General features: G+C 67.9%; 12 protein-coding genes. 1 reads left to right on the forward strand and 11 read right to left on the reverse strand.

Annotated features, from left to right (window positions below):
- Window positions 1-977: 977 nt before the first annotated feature.
- The 4 genes from GobsT_RS26670 to GobsT_RS26680 form a co-directional block, all read right to left on the reverse strand.
- On the reverse strand, window positions 978-2,222 hold the full coding sequence (locus tag GobsT_RS26670; RefSeq protein ID WP_330591423.1) for a DUF1559 family PulG-like putative transporter: 1,245 nt from the start codon (window positions 2,220-2,222) through the stop codon (window positions 978-980).
- Between the two features lie 119 nt (window positions 2,223-2,341).
- A complete protein-coding gene (locus GobsT_RS38190) occupies window positions 2,342-2,914 on the reverse strand; it encodes a hypothetical protein (protein WP_157506538.1) in 573 nt (190 codons plus the stop codon).
- Complete coding sequence (locus GobsT_RS26675; protein WP_010034845.1) at window positions 2,815-4,530, reverse strand: WD40 repeat domain-containing protein; 1,716 nt, start codon at window positions 4,528-4,530, stop codon at window positions 2,815-2,817. Before GobsT_RS26675 ends, GobsT_RS38190 begins: the two co-directional genes overlap by 100 nt.
- A gap of 26 nt (window positions 4,531-4,556) precedes the next feature.
- Window positions 4,557-5,327, reverse strand: a complete 771-nt coding sequence (locus tag GobsT_RS26680; protein WP_081471440.1) for an ISAs1 family transposase — start codon at window positions 5,325-5,327, stop codon at window positions 4,557-4,559.
- Between the two features lie 134 nt (window positions 5,328-5,461).
- Between GobsT_RS26680 and GobsT_RS26685 the strand changes: the two genes are divergently transcribed.
- Window positions 5,462-6,607, forward strand: a complete 1,146-nt coding sequence (locus GobsT_RS26685; RefSeq protein WP_010033957.1) for an ISAs1-like element ISGob5 family transposase — start codon at window positions 5,462-5,464, stop codon at window positions 6,605-6,607.
- Window positions 6,608-6,747: 140 nt separating this feature from the next.
- On the opposite strand, the gene GobsT_RS26690 is transcribed toward GobsT_RS26685, so the two are convergent.
- From GobsT_RS26690 to GobsT_RS26720, 7 genes are all read right to left on the reverse strand, one after another.
- Window positions 6,748-7,023: a transposase family protein gene (locus GobsT_RS26690; RefSeq protein ID WP_010034836.1), complete on the reverse strand. Its 276-nt coding sequence runs from the start codon at window positions 7,021-7,023 to the stop codon at window positions 6,748-6,750.
- A 195-nt stretch (window positions 7,024-7,218) separates the two neighbouring features.
- Window positions 7,219-9,126, reverse strand: coding sequence for a secretin N-terminal domain-containing protein (locus GobsT_RS26695; RefSeq protein ID WP_010034832.1), 1,908 nt, complete (start codon window positions 9,124-9,126; stop codon window positions 7,219-7,221).
- 71 nt (window positions 9,127-9,197) lie between these two features.
- On the reverse strand, window positions 9,198-12,728 hold the full coding sequence (locus tag GobsT_RS26700) for an AsmA family protein (protein WP_010034829.1): 3,531 nt from the start codon (window positions 12,726-12,728) through the stop codon (window positions 9,198-9,200).
- Window positions 12,729-12,997: 269 nt separating this feature from the next.
- Window positions 12,998-13,780: a dienelactone hydrolase family protein gene (locus GobsT_RS26705; RefSeq protein WP_010034826.1), complete on the reverse strand. Its 783-nt coding sequence runs from the start codon at window positions 13,778-13,780 to the stop codon at window positions 12,998-13,000.
- Between the two features lie 189 nt (window positions 13,781-13,969).
- Entirely contained in the window at window positions 13,970-14,446 is a 477-nt protein-coding gene (locus tag GobsT_RS26710; RefSeq protein WP_010034823.1) for a hypothetical protein, read from the reverse strand.
- A complete protein-coding gene (locus GobsT_RS26715) occupies window positions 14,409-15,971 on the reverse strand; it encodes a SpoVR family protein (protein WP_010034821.1) in 1,563 nt (520 codons plus the stop codon). Before GobsT_RS26715 ends, GobsT_RS26710 begins: the two co-directional genes overlap by 38 nt.
- 59 nt (window positions 15,972-16,030) lie before the next feature.
- Window positions 16,031-18,436, reverse strand: coding sequence for a transporter substrate-binding protein (locus tag GobsT_RS26720; RefSeq protein ID WP_010034818.1), 2,406 nt, complete (start codon window positions 18,434-18,436; stop codon window positions 16,031-16,033).
- Window position 18,437 lies beyond the last annotated feature (1 nt).

The following is an 18,437-nucleotide window of genomic DNA, read 5'->3' on the forward strand; positions in this document are numbered from 1 at the left end:
TGGCCGGCACGGGCTGTAGGCCATACTCGCGAGAGGCGGCCGCGCAACCCGCGCTTGCTATTGTGTGGTTCTGGCCGCCGACAGTCGAACTATCATTCAGGTCGAGCAGCGGGGGCGGACCAACCGCGGCTCGCGCCACAAATCCTGGCACCTGTAGGCAATCATTATTTCGGCGGCGCGAAAGATAAGCAGGCCGAATACCAGGACTCACGGGCAATGACGGCCGGGCCGTAAGCCTCAATGCGTATCTTGCGCGCCGCCGTAGTAAGTTCGTCACGCGGCGGCACAGCCACCTTAATCATTGTGGTTCCTGTTACTCGGCCGCCGAATCGCGGCGGTGTCCGAGTAACAGGAGGTGTGGGCCGGATCCAACGGGAGCCACGTTGTCGGATCACTTCAGCTGTGCCGGCTTCGCCGGGACGGGCACGTCGAAATCGAACACTTGAGGAGCCGGCTTGGCTTCGACCGGCGGGATCGGTGTCCGCTCCGGGTCGTTGTACGCGAGTGCCACGCGACGAGGTCGCCTGGGTCTTAGACGGGTCCATCTTGGGCGGGCCGAGGTGCTTGATGACCGCGGCCGGGAGCGCGACCGTGGGGCGGGACAGCGCCCGCGTGTCGACCAGGCACACGCGGTAGGTGCCCGCCGCAACCCCGGCCCGCCCGTCGTCAGACGCCAGCGTGTAGCGGCCGTCTTCGTCCGTAATGCCGGTCGAGCGGGCGGCCGGCTGCGCCCCCTGTGCGACCGGGATAAACATGACCGCGATGCCGGGCGCCCCGCGCCCGCCCTGTGTCACGCGCCCTTCGACAAGGCCCACGTCTTGGGTCCTGCCGCACCCGGGCGCGAGCCCCACGGCCGCAGCCGCCAACCAGAACAGTACGATCCGCTTGTCGACCCGGAGCATGGGTTCACCAAGTATGTATGAATGTGTACCGGTGCGGCGCCGCCGCGGGCCGGGCGGGTGGCGGTGCGGGTGCGGTCAGAAGTCCCCGGGGATCACCTCGCCGCCCGCGATGCTGCTCACGTTGCGCACGAGCTGGAATGGCGTGGCGCTGTTCAGGAACCGCACCGAGCCGTCAACGAACGCGAAGTTCGCGCCGCTCGGGTGACCGCTGCCGTAGGCCCGGCGGCGCTGGGCGTACGCCAAGAGGAAGGCCGGGTCCGAGCCAGACGGGTTGGCGAGCTGGGCCGGCGTGAGCTGGATGCGGTAGTTGATCGGGGTGCCCGACACCGCGTACCCGCGCGGCGACACGAAGTCGTTCGGGGTGACACCGTCCCACGCGCCGAGCGCCTCGAGGCGGTCGCCGAAGAGCCCACACAGTAGGTCGTAATACGCGGCCGGGTAGCCCATCGCGGCGAGCTGCTCGTTGATGACCGCTTTGGCCACGATCTCGTAGCCCGGGTCGGTGAACGCCCGCTCGCCGAGCAGCAGCGTGTTGCTGGTGCCGTCGGTGATGTGTGTGATCCGGGTGGTCGAGCTCCAGTACCCCACGCCGTCGTCCGGCACGTCGAACTGCTCGTCGTCGCCCGGGTTGCCGCTGTGCAGGTACGTGCCGCTGTTGATGACGTAGCTGCACAGGCTGGTGTAGGTGGTCGCGCCGGACGGGTCGAACGGTGCGGCCCTCGCGTACACCGGGTCCGCGATCGATTCGGCCGGGCAGAGGAACAACTTCGGCAGGCTCGCGGCGAGCCCGCTCCGCCCGCCGGCGTAGTACGGCGATACCGGGTTGTTGAGGCCCGCGCCCTCGGCCTCCACGGCCTGCTGGTAGTAGGCGTCCGCCTCGACGTACGGCAGCGTCACCATCACCCAGTTGTACCGGCCCATCCGGTTGTTGCTGACGTACTTCGGCGAGCCGCGGTACCGGCCCTGCGGCGTCTGGAAGCTGTCACCGGAGGCAGGGGCCGCCGCCGGCGGGAACCGGCCCCGGGCGCTCTCGAAGCCGTGCAGCCCGAGGGCCACCTGCTTGAGGCTGTTGGCGCACCTCATGCGGGCCGCGGCCGCACGCACCTTTTGGACGGCGGGGAGGAGCAGGCCGATCAGGATCGCACCGGGGGGCCGAGGGGCGGTGAGAACGCGCGCCCCGGCCCGTCTCGTTAGGCGGGGTGAGATACGGAGTGATCGACATGGTCCAACCTCCCGAAGGAAATAAATACGGGCCGAAGCCCACCGCTCTGGAGAGCGTCCGGATCGAAAGGGAGAGGGAGTGCGAGTCGAACCGATCACCAACCGACACGTTGCCTGCTTGCCCGCCTATTTCGTCGGCGGAGCGCGTGAGCCTTTTACCCCATCCGCGGCGTGCGTCCGGTATGGTGCCGCACCGGAACGGAGGCGGGTCCGGGGCGTCACGGGAACGGTGTTCGTCCCACCTCGGCGAGCCGCCGGCACGCGGCCCGGGCCTCCTGGCCGAGGAGCGTGTCGGCCGGCGCTTCGGCGAGCTCTCGCAAGAGCGTGAGGGCGGCCGGGGTGCCCATCAGCTCCAACACCTCGACGCCCCGAACGGCCCCCAGGTTGTGCGCCGAGCGCGGCCCCAGCTCCCGGAGCAGGTCCGTCAACCGGGTCGCCGCTTCCGCCGGAGGGGCGGCCCGCAGCGCCGCACGCAGCGACGGCTCGATCGCCGCGCCCTGGTGGGCCAGGGTCCGTGTGGCGGCTTCCCGGACCGCGAACCGCTCGTCCCCCAGTTCCGCGATCCAGCGTTTGATCTGCTCGGGCGGCGGTGGTGGGGCCGTGAGGCGCTCTTTGAGCAGCGGAACGGCGACCACCGGGTCGTTGGCCAGCGCCCGGACCGCCCCGTAGGCGGCGGGACCGTCCCGGCCGGTCAGAGCGTCCCAATACGCCCCGGGCGTGGCGTCCGGCGGCGCCCGGTCAGGCCGTACGTCCCAAACGAGGGCCGTGGCGTCGGCACCCCCGGACGCCATCCGCTGGCCGTCCGGGGAGAACGCGAGCACCAGCACCGGCCCCCGGCGCGGTGGAACCGCTCCAGTCCGCTCTGCGCCTCCCACACCCGCACCACGCCGTCAGCCCCGCCGGTGGCCACGGCCCGTCCGTCGCCCGAGAACTCCACCGCGCAGGCGGGGTTGGTCGGCAGCGACGCCTCCCACACCCGCTCCCCGGTCGCCACGCTCCACACCCTGACCGACCCGGTGTCGTTCCCGGGGCTGAAGACGGGAGAGCCGATCGCCAGCCGCGTTCCGCCCGGAGAAAGTGCCAGCGGGGCGACCGGTGCGTGGCGCCCGGCATCGACCGTCCAACGGCCGCGCCGCGTCCCCGTTCGTGTGTCCCAGACGGAAACGGTCGTACTCTCGGCACCGGGCTCCCAGCACGCCATCGACCCGCCGTCGGGCGAGAAGACGAGCTGCGTGACCGGTCCGATTTTGATCGTCGCAACCGTGCTCCCGGACGTCCGGTCCACCACAACGACGCCGCCCGCCCGGTTCGTCGCGAGCAGGCGGCCGTCCCGCGACAGGGCCGGGCTCGGCAAAAGGCCGGTGCTGCCGCCGACGCCCGTTCCGGCCACCACGGTTTCGACCGCCGGCGCCTGTTCTCCCGGCCTCCACGAGAAGCAGAGCCCGGTGATCGCGAACTCGCGTGCGAGGCGGGCACGCGCCCCCGCCGCCACGATTTCCCCCTTCGCGGCAACCGCAATCGGCGCGGACATCCCGACGACGCCTTGGCCTTCCCGGCTCGTTTGGAACTCGCCCCGGTGCCGGCCGGTTCGGGCGTCGTACAACTGGGTCACGAACAGGAACTCGCCGGCCGACGCGGTCAGCCCGAGGGTCTGCGCATCCGGGGCGAACGCGACCGAGGCCACGTACCCGGGCGGCGCCCCGGTGGGGCCGATCGCCCGGCCCGTGCGCAGGTCCCACACGCCGATCGTCGTGGGCGTGGCCGACGCGATCCGGCGCCCGTCGGCCGACACCCGGCAGGCGTCGAAGATGAGGTTCAGCGTCATGTCGGGGGCCTCGACCGTCGGCCGGGCCGCCGTGCCCGTCGCCGGGTCCCAGAACCGGACCCGGCGGTCGCCGGCCTCGATCAGCACGCCCCCGTCCGCCTCGAACGCGACGAACGGGTTGTTGCTGGCGGCGTCCGTGAGCACGCGCGGCCGGCCGGTGGCGAGGCCCCAGAGGCGGATGGTCCGATCCCGCCCGGCGGTGACGACGGTCCGGTCGTCGGCCGAGAACGCGAAGCTGGTCACCCAAGCGGCCCTGTCGCGGCCGCAGGAGAAGACGCGCCGCTTCTCCGCCGCGGCCACGTCCCACACGCACACTTCGCTCGTGCGGGCGCGGTCCCACGAGGCGAGACTCCGGCCGTCGTGCGAGTAGATCAGCTTGTGCCCGCGCCCGTCGAGCGTGCCGGTCGTTTCTCCGGTGGCCGCCGCGAGCAGGTGAATGGCGTGCTCGTCGTCCCCGCCGCACGCCACGGTCCGCCCGTCCGGGGCGAACGCCAGCGACCGGTAGGCGATCCCCCTCGGCTTTTGCTTCCACCGGAGTTGTGGGCCGTCCGGCCCGATCTCCCAGGCCCACAGCTCGAACATCCCGCCGGCCGCACGGCCAGCGCGTATTAATTGCCTTGTAAAGTAAGGACTTCGTTGAGGAACGATGTATCCATGAGGCACCGGATCATCTTTCCCCGGATGCTATCCTTCTCGGGGTGGCGCTTCAGCAGCGTGATGGCGAACCGCCGGACCCAACTTAAGTTGTTGGCCAGGACCCGCTGCCGAGTGCGGGTCCGGTCCTCGCCGAACGTGACGTCCAACACCCAGTGCATGGACTCGATGCCCCAGTGCCCGCGCACCACCTCACCGAACCGCTTGCCGCTGAGGAACCGGCTCAGCATGTAGTACCGGACCTCGTCACTCTGGGTTCCGTCGGCGTGTGTGGTGATTCGTACCGCCGTGCCGATCGCTTTAATCCACGGCCACTCGCCTTTGGCCGCGAAGCCCGGGGGCACTTGGGCCACCCAGTGGAACCGCTCGTCCCGGCGCCCGTGCCCGTGGGTATCGGTCTGATAGTTCCGGTGCCGCCGCGCCTGGAGTTCGCCCTCCAGATGCTTCTCGACGACCGATGCGATTGCGGCGGCCAGCTTGGGCTGGTTATCCTTGACCGCGATGACGAAATCCCCGCCCCCGGCCACGATGTCCCGGGCAATGTCCTTCTGGCACCCCATCGCGTCGATCGTCACCACGGCCTTCTTCCGCTCCAACTGCCCGAGCAGCACGGGAATGGCGGTGATCTCGTTGGACTTGTCCTCGGTCGCCACTTGGCCCAACGCGACCCCGTGCTCCGTGGCCCACGCTCTCGCGATGTGGAGCGGGCCGCAGGGCAAACGCACTCAATCCCCTAGGAATCGCTGGATTCTAGCTAATTTTGAGGCGTGTGATCGAGCGGCCATCGCTCGCCTCCTGCGCATGTGCGGCCCCGCCTCCATATGATTCTGGCGCGCCCTCACCGCCTCGGAGTCTGCCGATGAGTGCCGCCCCCGGCCCACGCCCGTTAATCGAGTACCTGTCCCAGATCCCGGATCCGCGGGTCGAGTTGAAGTGCTTCCACGACTTGATTGATGTACTCATGATCGTGACCTGTGGGACGATCGTCGGGGCCGATGACTTCGTGTCGATCGCCGAGTTCGCGCGGGCCAAGGAGTCCTGGTTCCGGGACCGGCTGGGGCTGACGCTGCGCAACGGGATTCCGTCCCACGACACCCTCAACCGGGTGTTCGCGCTGGTCCGCCCGGAGGCGTTCGGGCGGTGCTTCCGGGCGTGGGTCGCGGACGCCGCCGAGGGCCTCCGGGTGCCCCACATCCCGATCGACGGGAAGACCATGCGGGGGTCCAAGCGGGTCACCGGCACGGGGGCTCGCAAGGCCACACACATCGTCAGCGCATGGGCTCAGCAGTTGGGCCTCACGTTGGCCCAGGTGAAGACCGACGAGAAGTCCAACGAGATCACCGCGATCCCGGAACTGCTGGAGCGGCTGGACCTCGCGGGGGCCCTGGTGAGCATCGACGCGATGGGCACCCAGAAGGACATCGCCCAGCAGATCGTGGCCGCCAAGGGGGACTACCTGCTGGCGGTCAAGGACAACCAGCCGCGGCTGCTCGAGGACATCCAGCGGTTGGCCGAGGGGGCCCTAGAGGCGAGCTACGCGGGCCGCTCGACCGACCTCAACGAAGGAACGGGCCACGGGCGCGAGGAGATGCGGTTCTGCTTCGTGATCGACGACCTGGAGTCGATCCGGGACCGGAATGTGTGGCCCCGGTTGCGGTCCGTCGTGGTGCTCGTCAGCAGCCGCACGGTCGCCGGTAGGACGAGCGACGAGGTGCGGTATTACATCAGCTCGCGGAAGGCATCGGCCAAGCGGTTCCAAACGTGGATCCGGGCTCATTGGTGCATCGAGAATTCATGCCATTGGGTGCTGGATGTCGCGTTCCGAGAAGACGACCACCGACTCCGTGAAGGGCACGGCCCGCAGAATATGGCCCTCGTGCGCAAGATCGCCTTGGCGATGTTGAAGAAGGCAAACGCCAAATGTGGGATCAAGAACCGGCGACTCAAGGCCGGATGGGATAATACCTACCTCGAACAGGTACTACTGAAAAATCCCGAGGATTGAGTGCGTTTGCCCTGGAGCGGGCCGAGCCCCTGGGCCGCGTCGTGGCACCAGCGGAGCGTCTTGCCATCGATGGCCACCAACCGGTTCGGGCCACCGCCCTCGGTCACCAGGGCCGCCCCGATCCACTCCTGGAAGCACTTCTAGAACGCGTCCGGTTGGAGGGCCATGAGCCAGTTGCGGATGCAGTCCCGGGACGGGAGCCCGTTGGGCAGTTCCAGGAACCCCTGGAGCCACTCGGCCCGGACCATGGCCCACCGGCGGATCGCGGTCGGGCCGTCGCACCCGCACACCACCCCGCACACCGCAATCACCACGATGTCCACAAACCGGTGCTTGCGGTTCCGCGTATACCGGGGATCGGTCATGCACCCGAAGTACGACCCGATCGATTCTACCGCGACGTGCTTGGCGGCCATGTGTCACCGGGCATTGGGTAGTCCAGCACCGCCCGATGTACGCTCCGGGAGCATGGCGAGAACTGCAGCCGAAGGTGTAGAACGGTGACCCGTGATGCGCAAGTTCCCGCAGCTTCCCCAGCTATGCCCGTTGGCCGTGCGCCGAGCACCCAAACCCTATCGTGAATGAGGCCTATTTATTGATAGGCAGTCGCATCACCTGTGAACGGTTACACCGGCTGGATTCGACCCGACATCATGAACGACGGGGGTCGGAGTGAGCACCACGATCGTCTGCGTTCGCGAGCCGCTCCGAGCCCCTCCCCCCGCCGCCGGCTCGGCAACAGGAACGGCGACCACGGCCGTGTGCCCGGCGGGAACCGCCACATTGGCCCGCACCTCTTGTACGCACACCGTCGCCGGCATGAGCGTGGTGACGGGGAAGGTGGTTCCGGGAACGAACGCGGTCATCACCGTACCTGGTATGACCTTCCCGTTCTGCACTTCCGTGGTCAGTTTCACGGTTTGGCCATCGGATGCGAGGCACGGGGTGACACGAAGTGCAGTGCCGGCAAATTTAGACTCGACCTTCCCGCCCGCGAGCGCTACCGGGTAGTTTTGCCCGATCTGAACGTACCCGGTCTGATTGTCGGCGACCTGAACCAGCGGCCGGGACAACACTTCGCACTCGCCCTTTTCTTTCGCGGCCCGCAGGAAGTCGTTCAGCCTCTCGGCTTCGCGCGGGGTGAGCACGCACCCCGACGTGCCGCGTTCTGTCGTCAAACCGCACTTGGCCAGGAACCCGTCCGGCACGTCCACGATCATCGCTTGCACGACCGTATGCGGCAGCGGCTTATCCAGTTCGGCGATCAGTTTGCCGACCTGCTCGACGGTGTCTTTGTCCCCGCTTACCAGGAGGCTGTTCGAAACCGGTTCAGCGACCAGCTTGGCCCCAGCCCGCTGGAACCGCGCACCGAGCACCAGCGCCGCATCGGCGGCAGCGACGCTCCTCAACTTGTGAACGCTGTTCTTCAGCGGCGTGCCCGGCGCGGTGAGGCGCTTCTGGAACGCGTCGATGTCGCACAACGTGCGAACGGTCGCGAGCGCGAGGACTTCGAGTTCCGGTCCCGGCTTGTCCTTCCCGCGCCCCTCGGCCGCCTGCTTCCACGATCCGATCACAAGCGTCCCGCCCTTAGGAACGACGGCGGACCGCTCAACGCTCTCTTTGCGAACGTCCGGCGCCTGGACGAACTGCGTGAACGGTACCGGCTTACCCTGTGCCCCGCCCTCGAACACCGGGGTGATTTGCGTCGTTACCGGAATCAGTTCAACACTTCCGACGAGTCGCGTGCGTGACACACCCGCTTCGACGTGAACGTAGTTGCGGTCGGCCGACAAAACGCCTTTCACCGTGACGGATTCGCCAAGGTGTACGGCCGTCTGCCGGGGCACCAAGACGGACGCCCCATTCACCTTCGTGACATCCAGGCCGGTCACGAACGTCTGCGTGTTGCCGCACTTCGAGGTGGCCGTTTCGCTGGCCGCAGCTGTGATTCGCGGGAACGGGGTCACACTGGCGTCGCGGTCGGCCTGACTGGCGTCGAGCACCGCCTGGAGTTGCGCGTCGGTAAGGGCGGTGTCGCGCGCGGCTTTCACCCCGGCCCGCTCAAACACGTTTGCCGGCGCGCGGACCAACCGGACTTCGTACACCAGGGTCATGGCACTAATCCGCCGCAGGGCCTCGAGCAGGTCGCCCACCTCCGTGATCACGTCCGCGGTGTTCGTCACGACCAGCGCGGCGCCGACATCGAAGTATTCGACCTTTCCCGTGCCACCGGCGCCGGCCCACGAGTACGGTCGGACCATGTCCGTCACCAGCTTCACAAGCTTTTGCGCGTTTGACCGGTGTGCGACAGCGGCCTTCTCGCCCTCAGGCGACAGGGACGGCCCGACCAGTTCCGCAACGGTAAAAACCTTCGTAACTTGTGGCTTGACAGCAACCGCGGCCGGCGTTGCAGGGACCGTAACCGGTGCCGGGGGCGGCACCAGCGGACGAAGGTCTTCCGCCAGCACGGGCAACGCGAATAGAACGGCGATCGTTGCAATCAGTGTCCGAAACCGCATGCCAACCTCCGGGGGTGCAGGAACCGCCCGGAGCAGATAGCACACCGCGTTAAAGCGACAAGGCGAACTTTCTACGGCTTCTTGCCGAACGGGAACGGGAACCCGCCCCCCTTCGGGGACGGCACGGCCGCGCCGGGGAACAGTTTCTTGATCTCGTTCTCGATCAGATCTTTGCCGGCGTCCTTCGCGCCCTCACGGGCGAGCGCGGCGATCGCCGCGTTCAGCGCCTTCGGGTCCAGTTCGGGTTTGGTCAAAGTGCCCTTCAGCGGCACCTTCAGCACCTTCCCGGCGATCGCCTTTTGCAGCACCGGGTTGTTTTTCAACAGCACGAACTCCTTGGGCATCGGCACATCGACGACGAGATCGAGCGACTGGTCGAACCCGACGGACCCGCTGGTGTGGAACGTGGTGCCCGAGATCCGCATCGTGAAGTTCTGGTGGTGGACCCGCCCGTTGGCGACCTGCACCGTCACGGCGGTCTCGTTGGCGAGGGTCATCGCGGTGTCCTTCGCGCCGAGCAGGTTCGCTACCTGGGCCGCAACCGGTGTGAGCCCCACGGTAGCCCGGTGGATCAGCAGCACCCCTTTCGCGGCCGTCTGATTCGGGTCGGCGAGCGAAACGAGGTTGTCCTCGATTGCCGCCGAGAACTCCCCATCCGCCTGCACCGCCCCGGAGAACGCCGGCAGCGCGAACCTCAGCGCCCCGCCCTGCCCCAGCGAGCCCGTCGTGATCTTCGCTCGGTCGACGACCGCGCCTTTCGTAAACGTGACCGTGCCGGGCGTGGTTCCGAGGTAGATCGTCGGCTCGAGGGACGCTTTACCGCCCGCAAGGGTGGTGTGAATGCGTTCGATCTTCACCACGCCGCTGGTCATCTTCGCGTCAACTTCCACCGTACCGACATCGAACCCGAGCGCGTTGAGCGTGTGCCACCCGGCCGAACCCTGGCCGGACAGCCCCGCGAGCGCCCCCGGAACAGAGGCCTTTGGGGCCGGGCCGCCTTTCGGTGCGGGGCGGCCTTTCGGCGCTGGGGGCGTGGCGGCCGCCGCGCCGGGCGGTTCGAGTTGGCCCGACAGCGCGAACCCGCGCGAGCCGGTGCCGGTCGCGGTAAAGGTGTCGCCGACGAACTTGCGCACCAGCGGGTTCAACTTGTCCCAATCGTACCGCAGGGTGCCGGTCAGTTTCACCTCACCGGTAGTGGTAACCTTGGCCAACGTCCCATTCGTGCTAAGTATGAAACCCGGGCGTTCGGCCTTCGCCACGGCAAGCACGAGCGTCTCCGTGCCGTTGTCGTACTTGCCCTCGGCCTCGAGTTGGAGCGTCGGCTCTTGCCAGACGAGCTGGTTCTTCGGGCCGTACCCGAAGCCCGTTACCCCGAGAGAGCCGCCGAACTCCGTGACGTTCCCCGCCGTGCGGAACTTGAGCGGCCCGGTGCCGGTGCCGTGGAGCGCCTCCGGCCCGTTCGGATCGGTGTACAGCTTCACCGTGCGCCCGAGCCGGTTCAGGTTAACGGTGCTCTGTCCGTTCCCGCTGATGACCGGATCGCCTGTCGTCGGTAACTCAAAGGCGAGCGTGCCCTTGGTGACCTGGAGCGTATCCGATGTGACCGACACGTTCGAAATGGTCGCGACGCGGTCGGCGCGGGTGAACACCAGATCTCCAACCGCACTCATACGCGGCTCGTCGAGCGCAATCCATCGCTCCAGTTTCGGGTTGGTGAGGGTGACCTGGAGCCGGTCCATTGTCACACGATCAGCCGAAAAACGGGCCTTACCCTGCGCATCGACGGTTCCAGTGAACTCAAACACCGGCATACCGACCAACACGTCGACGCGATCCTTCCAGCTCGCCACCTGCCCCTGAAGACGCACACCCGCGCTCCCGCTCGACAGCTTGGCGAGATCCGCGACCGGTTCGGTGAGATCGACCTCGAGTCGGTCACCGCCGGCGGTGAGTTTCACCGACGCGCCGGCGAGCGCGACCGGACCGGCGGCGAGCCGAGTACCCTTGGCGTTCAACTGCGCCTTCAGCGCCGGCTCGCGCCACCCCTTTCGGTTCTGATCGACGACCGCGAGGTCGGTGAGTTCAACGATCACCTCCGCGCTGAACGCATCCCCGTCGCTCCGGCGCACCGCGAGCGACGCGAACGCCCGCCCGTCGATCGTCCAGCCGTCGAGGTCCATGAAATCCTTGAGCCGGGTGCCGAGCCGGCCGAGCAACACGTTGGCGGACAGCAAGAGCTTTTCGGAGTCGCTGGCCGCGTTAACGGACATGAACTCCGAGAAGCACACGAACTTCTCGAACGTCGGGAACCGCCCGCTCGCGTACCGCCCGACGAACTCGACCTTCAGCGGCTCGTCCCACACCACCGGCCGCGCCTTTCCGTCCGGCCCCGGCGCCGCGGCTTTCAGCGCCGACGTACTCACCTTTCCGTCCCAAACGGTGCCGCCGTCCGCCGGATCAGTCTTGCTCGCGATTTTGACGCCGAGGCGCCCCTCGTGCAATTCAATGCCGCCTTTGAGCTTGAACAGCTTCGGCAGCTTCGCGAGAAGTTGGGCGGCGTTCACGTCCGCCTCGATCGACACGCCGGGCTGGTTAAAAAGGTTCTCCGCTGCCTGCTCGGGATCGAACGCACCTTTCACGGAAACCGTGCCGGTGTCGCATTTCAGGTCGAGCGACCGCACCTGTAAATTGCGCCCGACGAGTTCCACGTCGAGCGGCAGTTCGACCGAATCGAAGCGAAGCTCATCTCCCTTGAGCCACGGCGCGGAGAGCGAGAGCTGCTTCCCGTTCGCAGTGCCGGCGACAGCCAGGGCGAGGCGCCCCCGAGCGTCCGTCTTCCACGAGAGCTTCAGGTCCGTTCCCAGCGTGCCGGAAAGCTTCAGCGCCGGGTCGGCGCGCTTCAGCAGCGGGGCGAACGTATCCAGTTTGAGGTCTTTACTCACCACCTTCGCGGTGCCGGTTTCGCCGATCGTGGCGTCAACGTTTAGCCCACCGGTCGCGGCGGTGAATCGCACCGCGATCGGTTCGGCGGCCGTCACGGGCACGTCAACCGAACCCTCTATCCCTTCCACGCTCGTGCTCGTGTCGGCTTCCAGAAGCGTGATCGTGCCGCCGGTCACTTTCACATTCACCGCGATACGGGCGGTGGCAGGAGCCGACTTCTCTTTCAGGTACTCGGCGAACGCGCCTTCGACGTTCGTGCTCCCCTTTTCGAACGCCACACTGATCGTCGGGTTCTCGACCGTAAACGCCCCGGGAGCGTTCGGGTCGCGTGCCAGATTTATGAGGGTCTTTTGCGACCGCAGTTTCGCGACGTTCAGGACCGGGCGCCCGGCCTCATCCCTAATACTGATGTCACGCAGCTCAACCGGGGCGAACCACCCGAGCGACGCGCCCCCGACCTCGACCGATCCCTTGACATCGGCGAGCGCCTTCCGCGCGATCGTGTTACGAAGGCTCGTCTTCGCGACGATGGTCGGCGCGAACCACAGCACCAGTATCAGCAGCGTGAACAACGGGAGCAGCCGCTTCAGCCACCGCTTGGAGCGCGATCGTCTGGCCGCCGGCTGCGGCGCGGGTGGGGGAACGGTCCCGGCGGACATGTGATACGCCTCCTGCAATCTGGGCGGGCGCAACCCTGCGCGTTTCATTCCATCGACTAACGTTAGCACGGCGCGCCAGCGTTAGAGAAGTGCGTTCGTGACCGCGAGACGGGAACACGCGGCACAATCGGTACGGTCGCGAGACCAAAGATCAGGCCCCGCCGGCGCCAAACCGAATCGAGGCTTGGCGCCCGGCGGGGCCGCATCCGGTTACAGGGGGCACAGATTCGACCCCTTGCGCACCTGACCTCGATCCCAGGCTCTGGCGATCAACGACCGAGCGTGTCCTTGAACAGTGCGAGCATCTTCTTCCACGAGTCCTCGTCGGCATGCTTGTCGTACTTCATGCCCTTGATGTTGTGCGCGTCCGCGCCGGGCACCGTGAAGCTGTGGACCACGTCCTTGTAGGCCACGAACTCGTACTTGGTGCCGGCGCCATCGAGCGCGCCGCGGAAGTCCTTGATCGCCTGCGGCGAGATCAAGGGGTCCGCTTCGCCGTGGCAGATCAGTAGCTTCGGCTTGATCGCCTTGGCCTCGGCCTCGGTCGGCTTCGGGAGCGCGGCGTGGAACGTCGCAACGGCCTTCAGATCGGCCCCGCTGTAAGCGAGCTGGAGGCAAGTGCTTCCGCCGAAGCAGTACCCGATGGCGGCGAGTTTGCCGCCGTCCACGTTGGGCTGCGATTGAAGCTGCTTCAGCCCGGCGTCCGCGCGGCCGCGCCACACCTGCACGTTCGCGCGCACCGCGCGGGCCATCTTGCCCGAGTCGTCCGGGTGGTTCACCACCTTGCCCTCGCCGTACATGTCGGGCGCGAACGCGACGTAGCCGAGTTCCGCGAGTTGCTTGCAGCGCCCCTTCGCGTAGTCGTCCAGCCCCCACCACTCGTGGACCACCAGCACCCCGGGCCGCTTTTCCTTGACCGCGTCGTCGAAAGCGAGGAACCCCTTGAGTTTGACACCCTCGTAGTCGTACTCGACGACCTTCGTAACGACCGCCGCCGGCGACGCGGTCGCGGTCAGAACGAAGGCCGCCAGGGCCGTTACGCTCCGCAGCATCGTGTGCTCCCCCTAGTTGTCGGGCGAGCCGGTATTGTAGCGACTCGCCCCGCGCGGCAGGGAACTCTGCCGGCCAGCGCGGGCCGCAGAACCGGTCGCACTGGCACCTGCCGCAGGGGAGCCGGAGGCCCTTTCGGTGACCAGCGAACGGGTAGCGGAGGGGCAGCGGCGGCCCCAGCGGAACGGGGCTCAGCCCGCGATGTCGCCGGCAAGTTTCGCCAGCACCTCGTGCGTGAGGGCGAAGGCCACCTGCGTGCGACCGCTGGCGGTGCGGGTGGCGGTGAACCGGCGCACCTCGGCGCGGGCGGTGCCGGACAGCTTCACCTCGTAATACGCGACCTGCTCGCCCTTCTTGGCAGGTGCCGCGCTGCGGAGCACCGCTTCGCCACGCACCTCGTCCACTTCCAGCACCTTGAGCGGTTCGAGCAGCCCGACGGCCCGCGCCGCGGTGCGCTCGGCCCACGCCCGCAGGGTCAGCCCCGCGGGCGCATCGCCGGTGCGGGCCAGGGCCAGTTCCCACACCAGGGCGGCCAGCGCGTCGGTCTTGTCGGCGGCCATTTGAACGCCCCAGCCCTCGTCCGCGAACGTCTGGCCGAACGAGTGCCGGCCGGGGCCGGCCGGGCGCCACTCACTTAGCTTTGGCAGCAGCTTTTCGGACAGAGTCATCGGATCCTCCGGTTAATTGCGAGGTGTGTTCGGTACCGTCGAAGCTCAGCACCACGGGTTGGCCGTCGCTGAGCGTTTCCAGGTGAACCGGCCGCGACCACATGTACTGGATGTTGACCAGCACGTCGCGCGCCTCGTCCACTTTCAAATCTACACCCTGATGTTCGTGCCGCAACATCAGTTCGCCGCGGTTGCGGTGGTTGCCGTCCACCACGTAGATCCACGGCTTCCCGAAGTTCGTGAGGCCGAACAGCAAGCGCTGCTTGACCTTCTGGAACTCGCGGCTCTCGATCACGTAGTTCTTCGTCGGCTCCTGATAGTTGAACGAGAACAGGTTGTGTTCCTTGCAGAACTCTGGGGTCAGAAACGTGTCGATAAAGGTGATGTCGTTGTGAATCTTCCGCACCTCGAAGATCTTCTGTCGCCCGAGCCCGAGCTGCTTGTCCCAGGTGCGCTTCTTGTCCATGTCCTCGCAGTTCTCCCACTCCGGGCCGAACTGCCCCATGTTCCAGCGCCGCTCGACGTCCCGCAGCAGTTCGATGCCGACCTTGTACGGGTTGAGCCGCCGCGAGCTGGTCGCCATCGTGCCCGAGTGGTGGTCCGCGTAATCGATCACCTCCGACGGGTCCAGCACCTTCTGCGTCATGATGGTGCTGTGCCAGAAGCTCGCCCACCCCTCATTAATTATCTTCGTTTGAGCTTGAGGATAAAAATAATAAGCCTCGTCGCGGACGATGCTCAGCAGGTCGCGCTGCCAGCCCTTCATCGGCGCGTGCTCGATGAGGAACAAAAGCACGTCCTTCTCGGGCCGCTCCGGGAACCGGGCGGCCTGCGCCGCGGCCGTTTTCTTGGCCTCGTCGTCGGTCCGCAGCGCCTCCGGCGGGTTGATGTAGTCCGACATGTACGGCTTCGCCTTGAACCGCGGCGCGGCGCGGTCGGCCCCCTCCTCCCCGTCGGCCGGGGCGGTGAAATCGTACCGCGAGTGGTCGTCGCGGCGGCGGATGGCGACCGAGTGGATGTCGATCAGATCGTCGATGGACATGCACCGGTCCATGAACGCCTCGACCTCGTCCTCGCCGAACCGCTCCACGAAGTGCCGGATGCGGGCGGCGTGGTTCGCGACCTCGTCCATCATCTTGCGGGACGTGTGCGCGAAGTAGGCGTTGTTCTTGAAAAAATCGCAGTGGCCGTAGACGTGGGCCATCACCAACTTCTGATCCACGGTGTGGTTGCACCGCATCAGGTAGGCGTAACACGGGTCGTTGTTGATGACCATCTCGTAGATCTTCGAGAGGCCGTACTCGTAGCTCTTTTTCAGCTCCTCGTACTGCATCCCGAACGACCAGTGCGGGTACCGCGTCGGGAACCCGCCGTAGGCGGCGATCTCGTTCAGGTCGTCGGCGTCCACGACCTCGAAGATGGTCTCGTAGAAGTCGAGCCCGAACCCCCGCGCGTACCCCTCGATCTCGTCCTTCAAGACGCGCAGGTGCGACGGCAGGTTCGTGTTGTAAAAGCCCAGGTTCATCTCCGACTCCTCCCACACCGGCCCGGCGTACCCGCTCCATCATACACGAACGCGGCGCGTCAGTGTTTGGCCGGCGGCTGCCACTTGCCGCCCCAGTCCATTTCGAGCTGGCGGAGGAACTGGTCCCACGCGTGCCGGGTCCGGGTGGGCGGGAACGGCACCGGGCGCACCGGCGCCTCCGACCCGGCGCCGGGGACGAGCGCCACCTCCCCGTTCGGGCGCACCTTGCCCACCCGCACCGGCAGCCAGGCGTGCTGGCTCTCGGGATCGACCTTCACGCGCCCCCTGGGGCCGTCGAACTCGGCCCCGCGCACCTTCGCCAGCACCTCCGCGGGCTCGACACTGTTCGCCGCCGCCGCGGCCCGCGCCCACAGGTGAACGCCGGAGTACGCCGCGGCCATCATGTCGCTCGCGGGCCGGTCCGGGCCGTACTTCTCGCGGATCTTGCGCACGAACGCCCGGCTCTCCGCCCGGTCGATCGTCTGAAAGTAGCTCGCCACCAGGTAGTCGTCGACCAGCGCGTCGGGGTTCAGCCCCCGCACCTCGTTCTCGGTGATGCTGACCGAGACGGTGGGCACCGGCGGGCCGGGGCCGCGCAGCCCGCGGAAGAACGCGGCGTTCGAGGTGCCGTTGATGGTGTTGATGACCACGTCCGCGTTCCCGAGCCGCACGCGGGCGAGCGCGTCTCGGGCGTCGGTCGAGCCGAGCGGCAGGAACACCTCCGCCACCACCTCGGCGCCGGCCCCGGTTCGGTTGCGCTCGCCGATCCGGTCGCGGATGATCTGGTGCGCGGTGTGCGGGAAGATGTAGTCCGAGCCCACCAGCGCGATCCGCTTCTTCTTGAGCCCGTCGATGACGAAATCGACCGCGGGGATGAGCTGCTGGTTCGGGGCCGGACCGAGGTACACGATGCGCGGCGACTCCTCCAGCCCCTCGTACTGCACCGGGTAGAACAGCAGCCCGCCGTTGCGCTCGACCACGGCCCGGACGGCCTTGCGCGACGCGCTGGTCCAGCACCCGAACACCGCCACGCACTTCTCCTCGGTCAGCAGCCGCTCGGCCTGGCGCGCGAACTCGTCCGGGTCGGATTTGCCGTCCACCACCACCGCACGGACCGGGCGCCCGTTGACCCCGCCCGCCGCGTTCAGCTCTTCCACGGCGAGCAGGGTCGCGTCGATGACCGGGTTCTCGCTCACCGCCATCGTGCCGCTCTGCGAGTGCAGCACGCCGATCACGATCGGCTCGGGTCCCGCCGCGGGCGCGCGGAACAGCTTCCACCCGAGAACGGCGGACAGCGCGAGCGCCAGCGCGAGTGCGGTCCCCAGCGCGACCGTCTGGCGCCGCCCGCGCCGGTCGGGCGGAACCGGTTCGACCCGCCGCGTCTCGCTCGACCCCGGGACGGCGGTGTCGGGCTCCACCTTCACCGGCCGCGGCATCGGAACCGATGGGCCGGACGCGGACATCCCGGCGAGCGCCGCTTCGAGGTCGCACACCACCTCGGTCGCGGTCTGCACCCGCTCCCCGGGGCGCTTGGCGAGCAGCCGGGTCACGAGGTCCGACACCTCCCGGGGCACGGCCGGGTTCTTCTGCCGCACCGGCTCCGGGTGCTTGTTCGCCAGGGCCATCATCACCGCCATCGCGGACGGCCCCTTGAACGGCAGCTCTCCGGTGAGCATGAGGTACATCACGCACCCGAGCGCGAACAGGTCGCCGCGGGCGTCCACCTCGTGCCCGCCGGCCTGCTCGGGGGACATGTAGTTGGGCGTGCCGACGATGAACCCGGTGCTGGTGAGGCTGGTCTCGTGCAGGGGCTTGCGGGCCAGCCCGAAGTCGAGCAGCTTGGCGCGGACCGCGCACTTCGGGGGCCGGCCGAGCGCGTCGGACGTCTCCCCGCAGGTTTTCGTCTCCCGGTTGCACTCGACCGCGTCGGTCCGTTCGAGCCAGATGTTCGCCGGCTTGATGTCCCGGTGGATGAGCCCCTGCGCGTGCGCCGCGGCCAGCCCGGCGGCGGTGTCGCGGGCGATCACGAGGGCGGTCCGCAGGTCGAGGGCGTCCGCCCCCTCGATGCGGGCCTGGAGCGTCTCGCCCACCAGCAGCGGCATGACCAGGAACGGCAGCCCGGCCGACTCGCCGACGTGCAGCACGGTGACGGTGTAGTCGGAGGTGATCCCGGCCGCGGCCCGGCCCTCGCGGAGGAACCGCTCGCGGCTCTCCGGGTCGGCGGCCAGCTCGGGCTTGAGCACCTTGAGCGCGATCGGCCGCCGGAGGCCGAGGTCCTCGGCCGCGAACACGAGCCCCATCCCGCCGGCCCCGAGCAGCCGGAGCACGCGGTAATCGGCGAACCGGCCGATCTCGTCCGGGGCCTGGGGCGGGCCGAGAAACGAGTACGGGGAGCGGATGCGCTCGGTGACGTCGCTCGACGGCACGCGCGGCCAGGTCTGCTCGGTCGAGTCCGGGTCGGTCATG

Source organism: Gemmata obscuriglobus (assembly GCF_008065095.1).
Classification (GTDB): Bacteria; Planctomycetota; Planctomycetia; order Gemmatales; family Gemmataceae; genus Gemmata; species Gemmata obscuriglobus.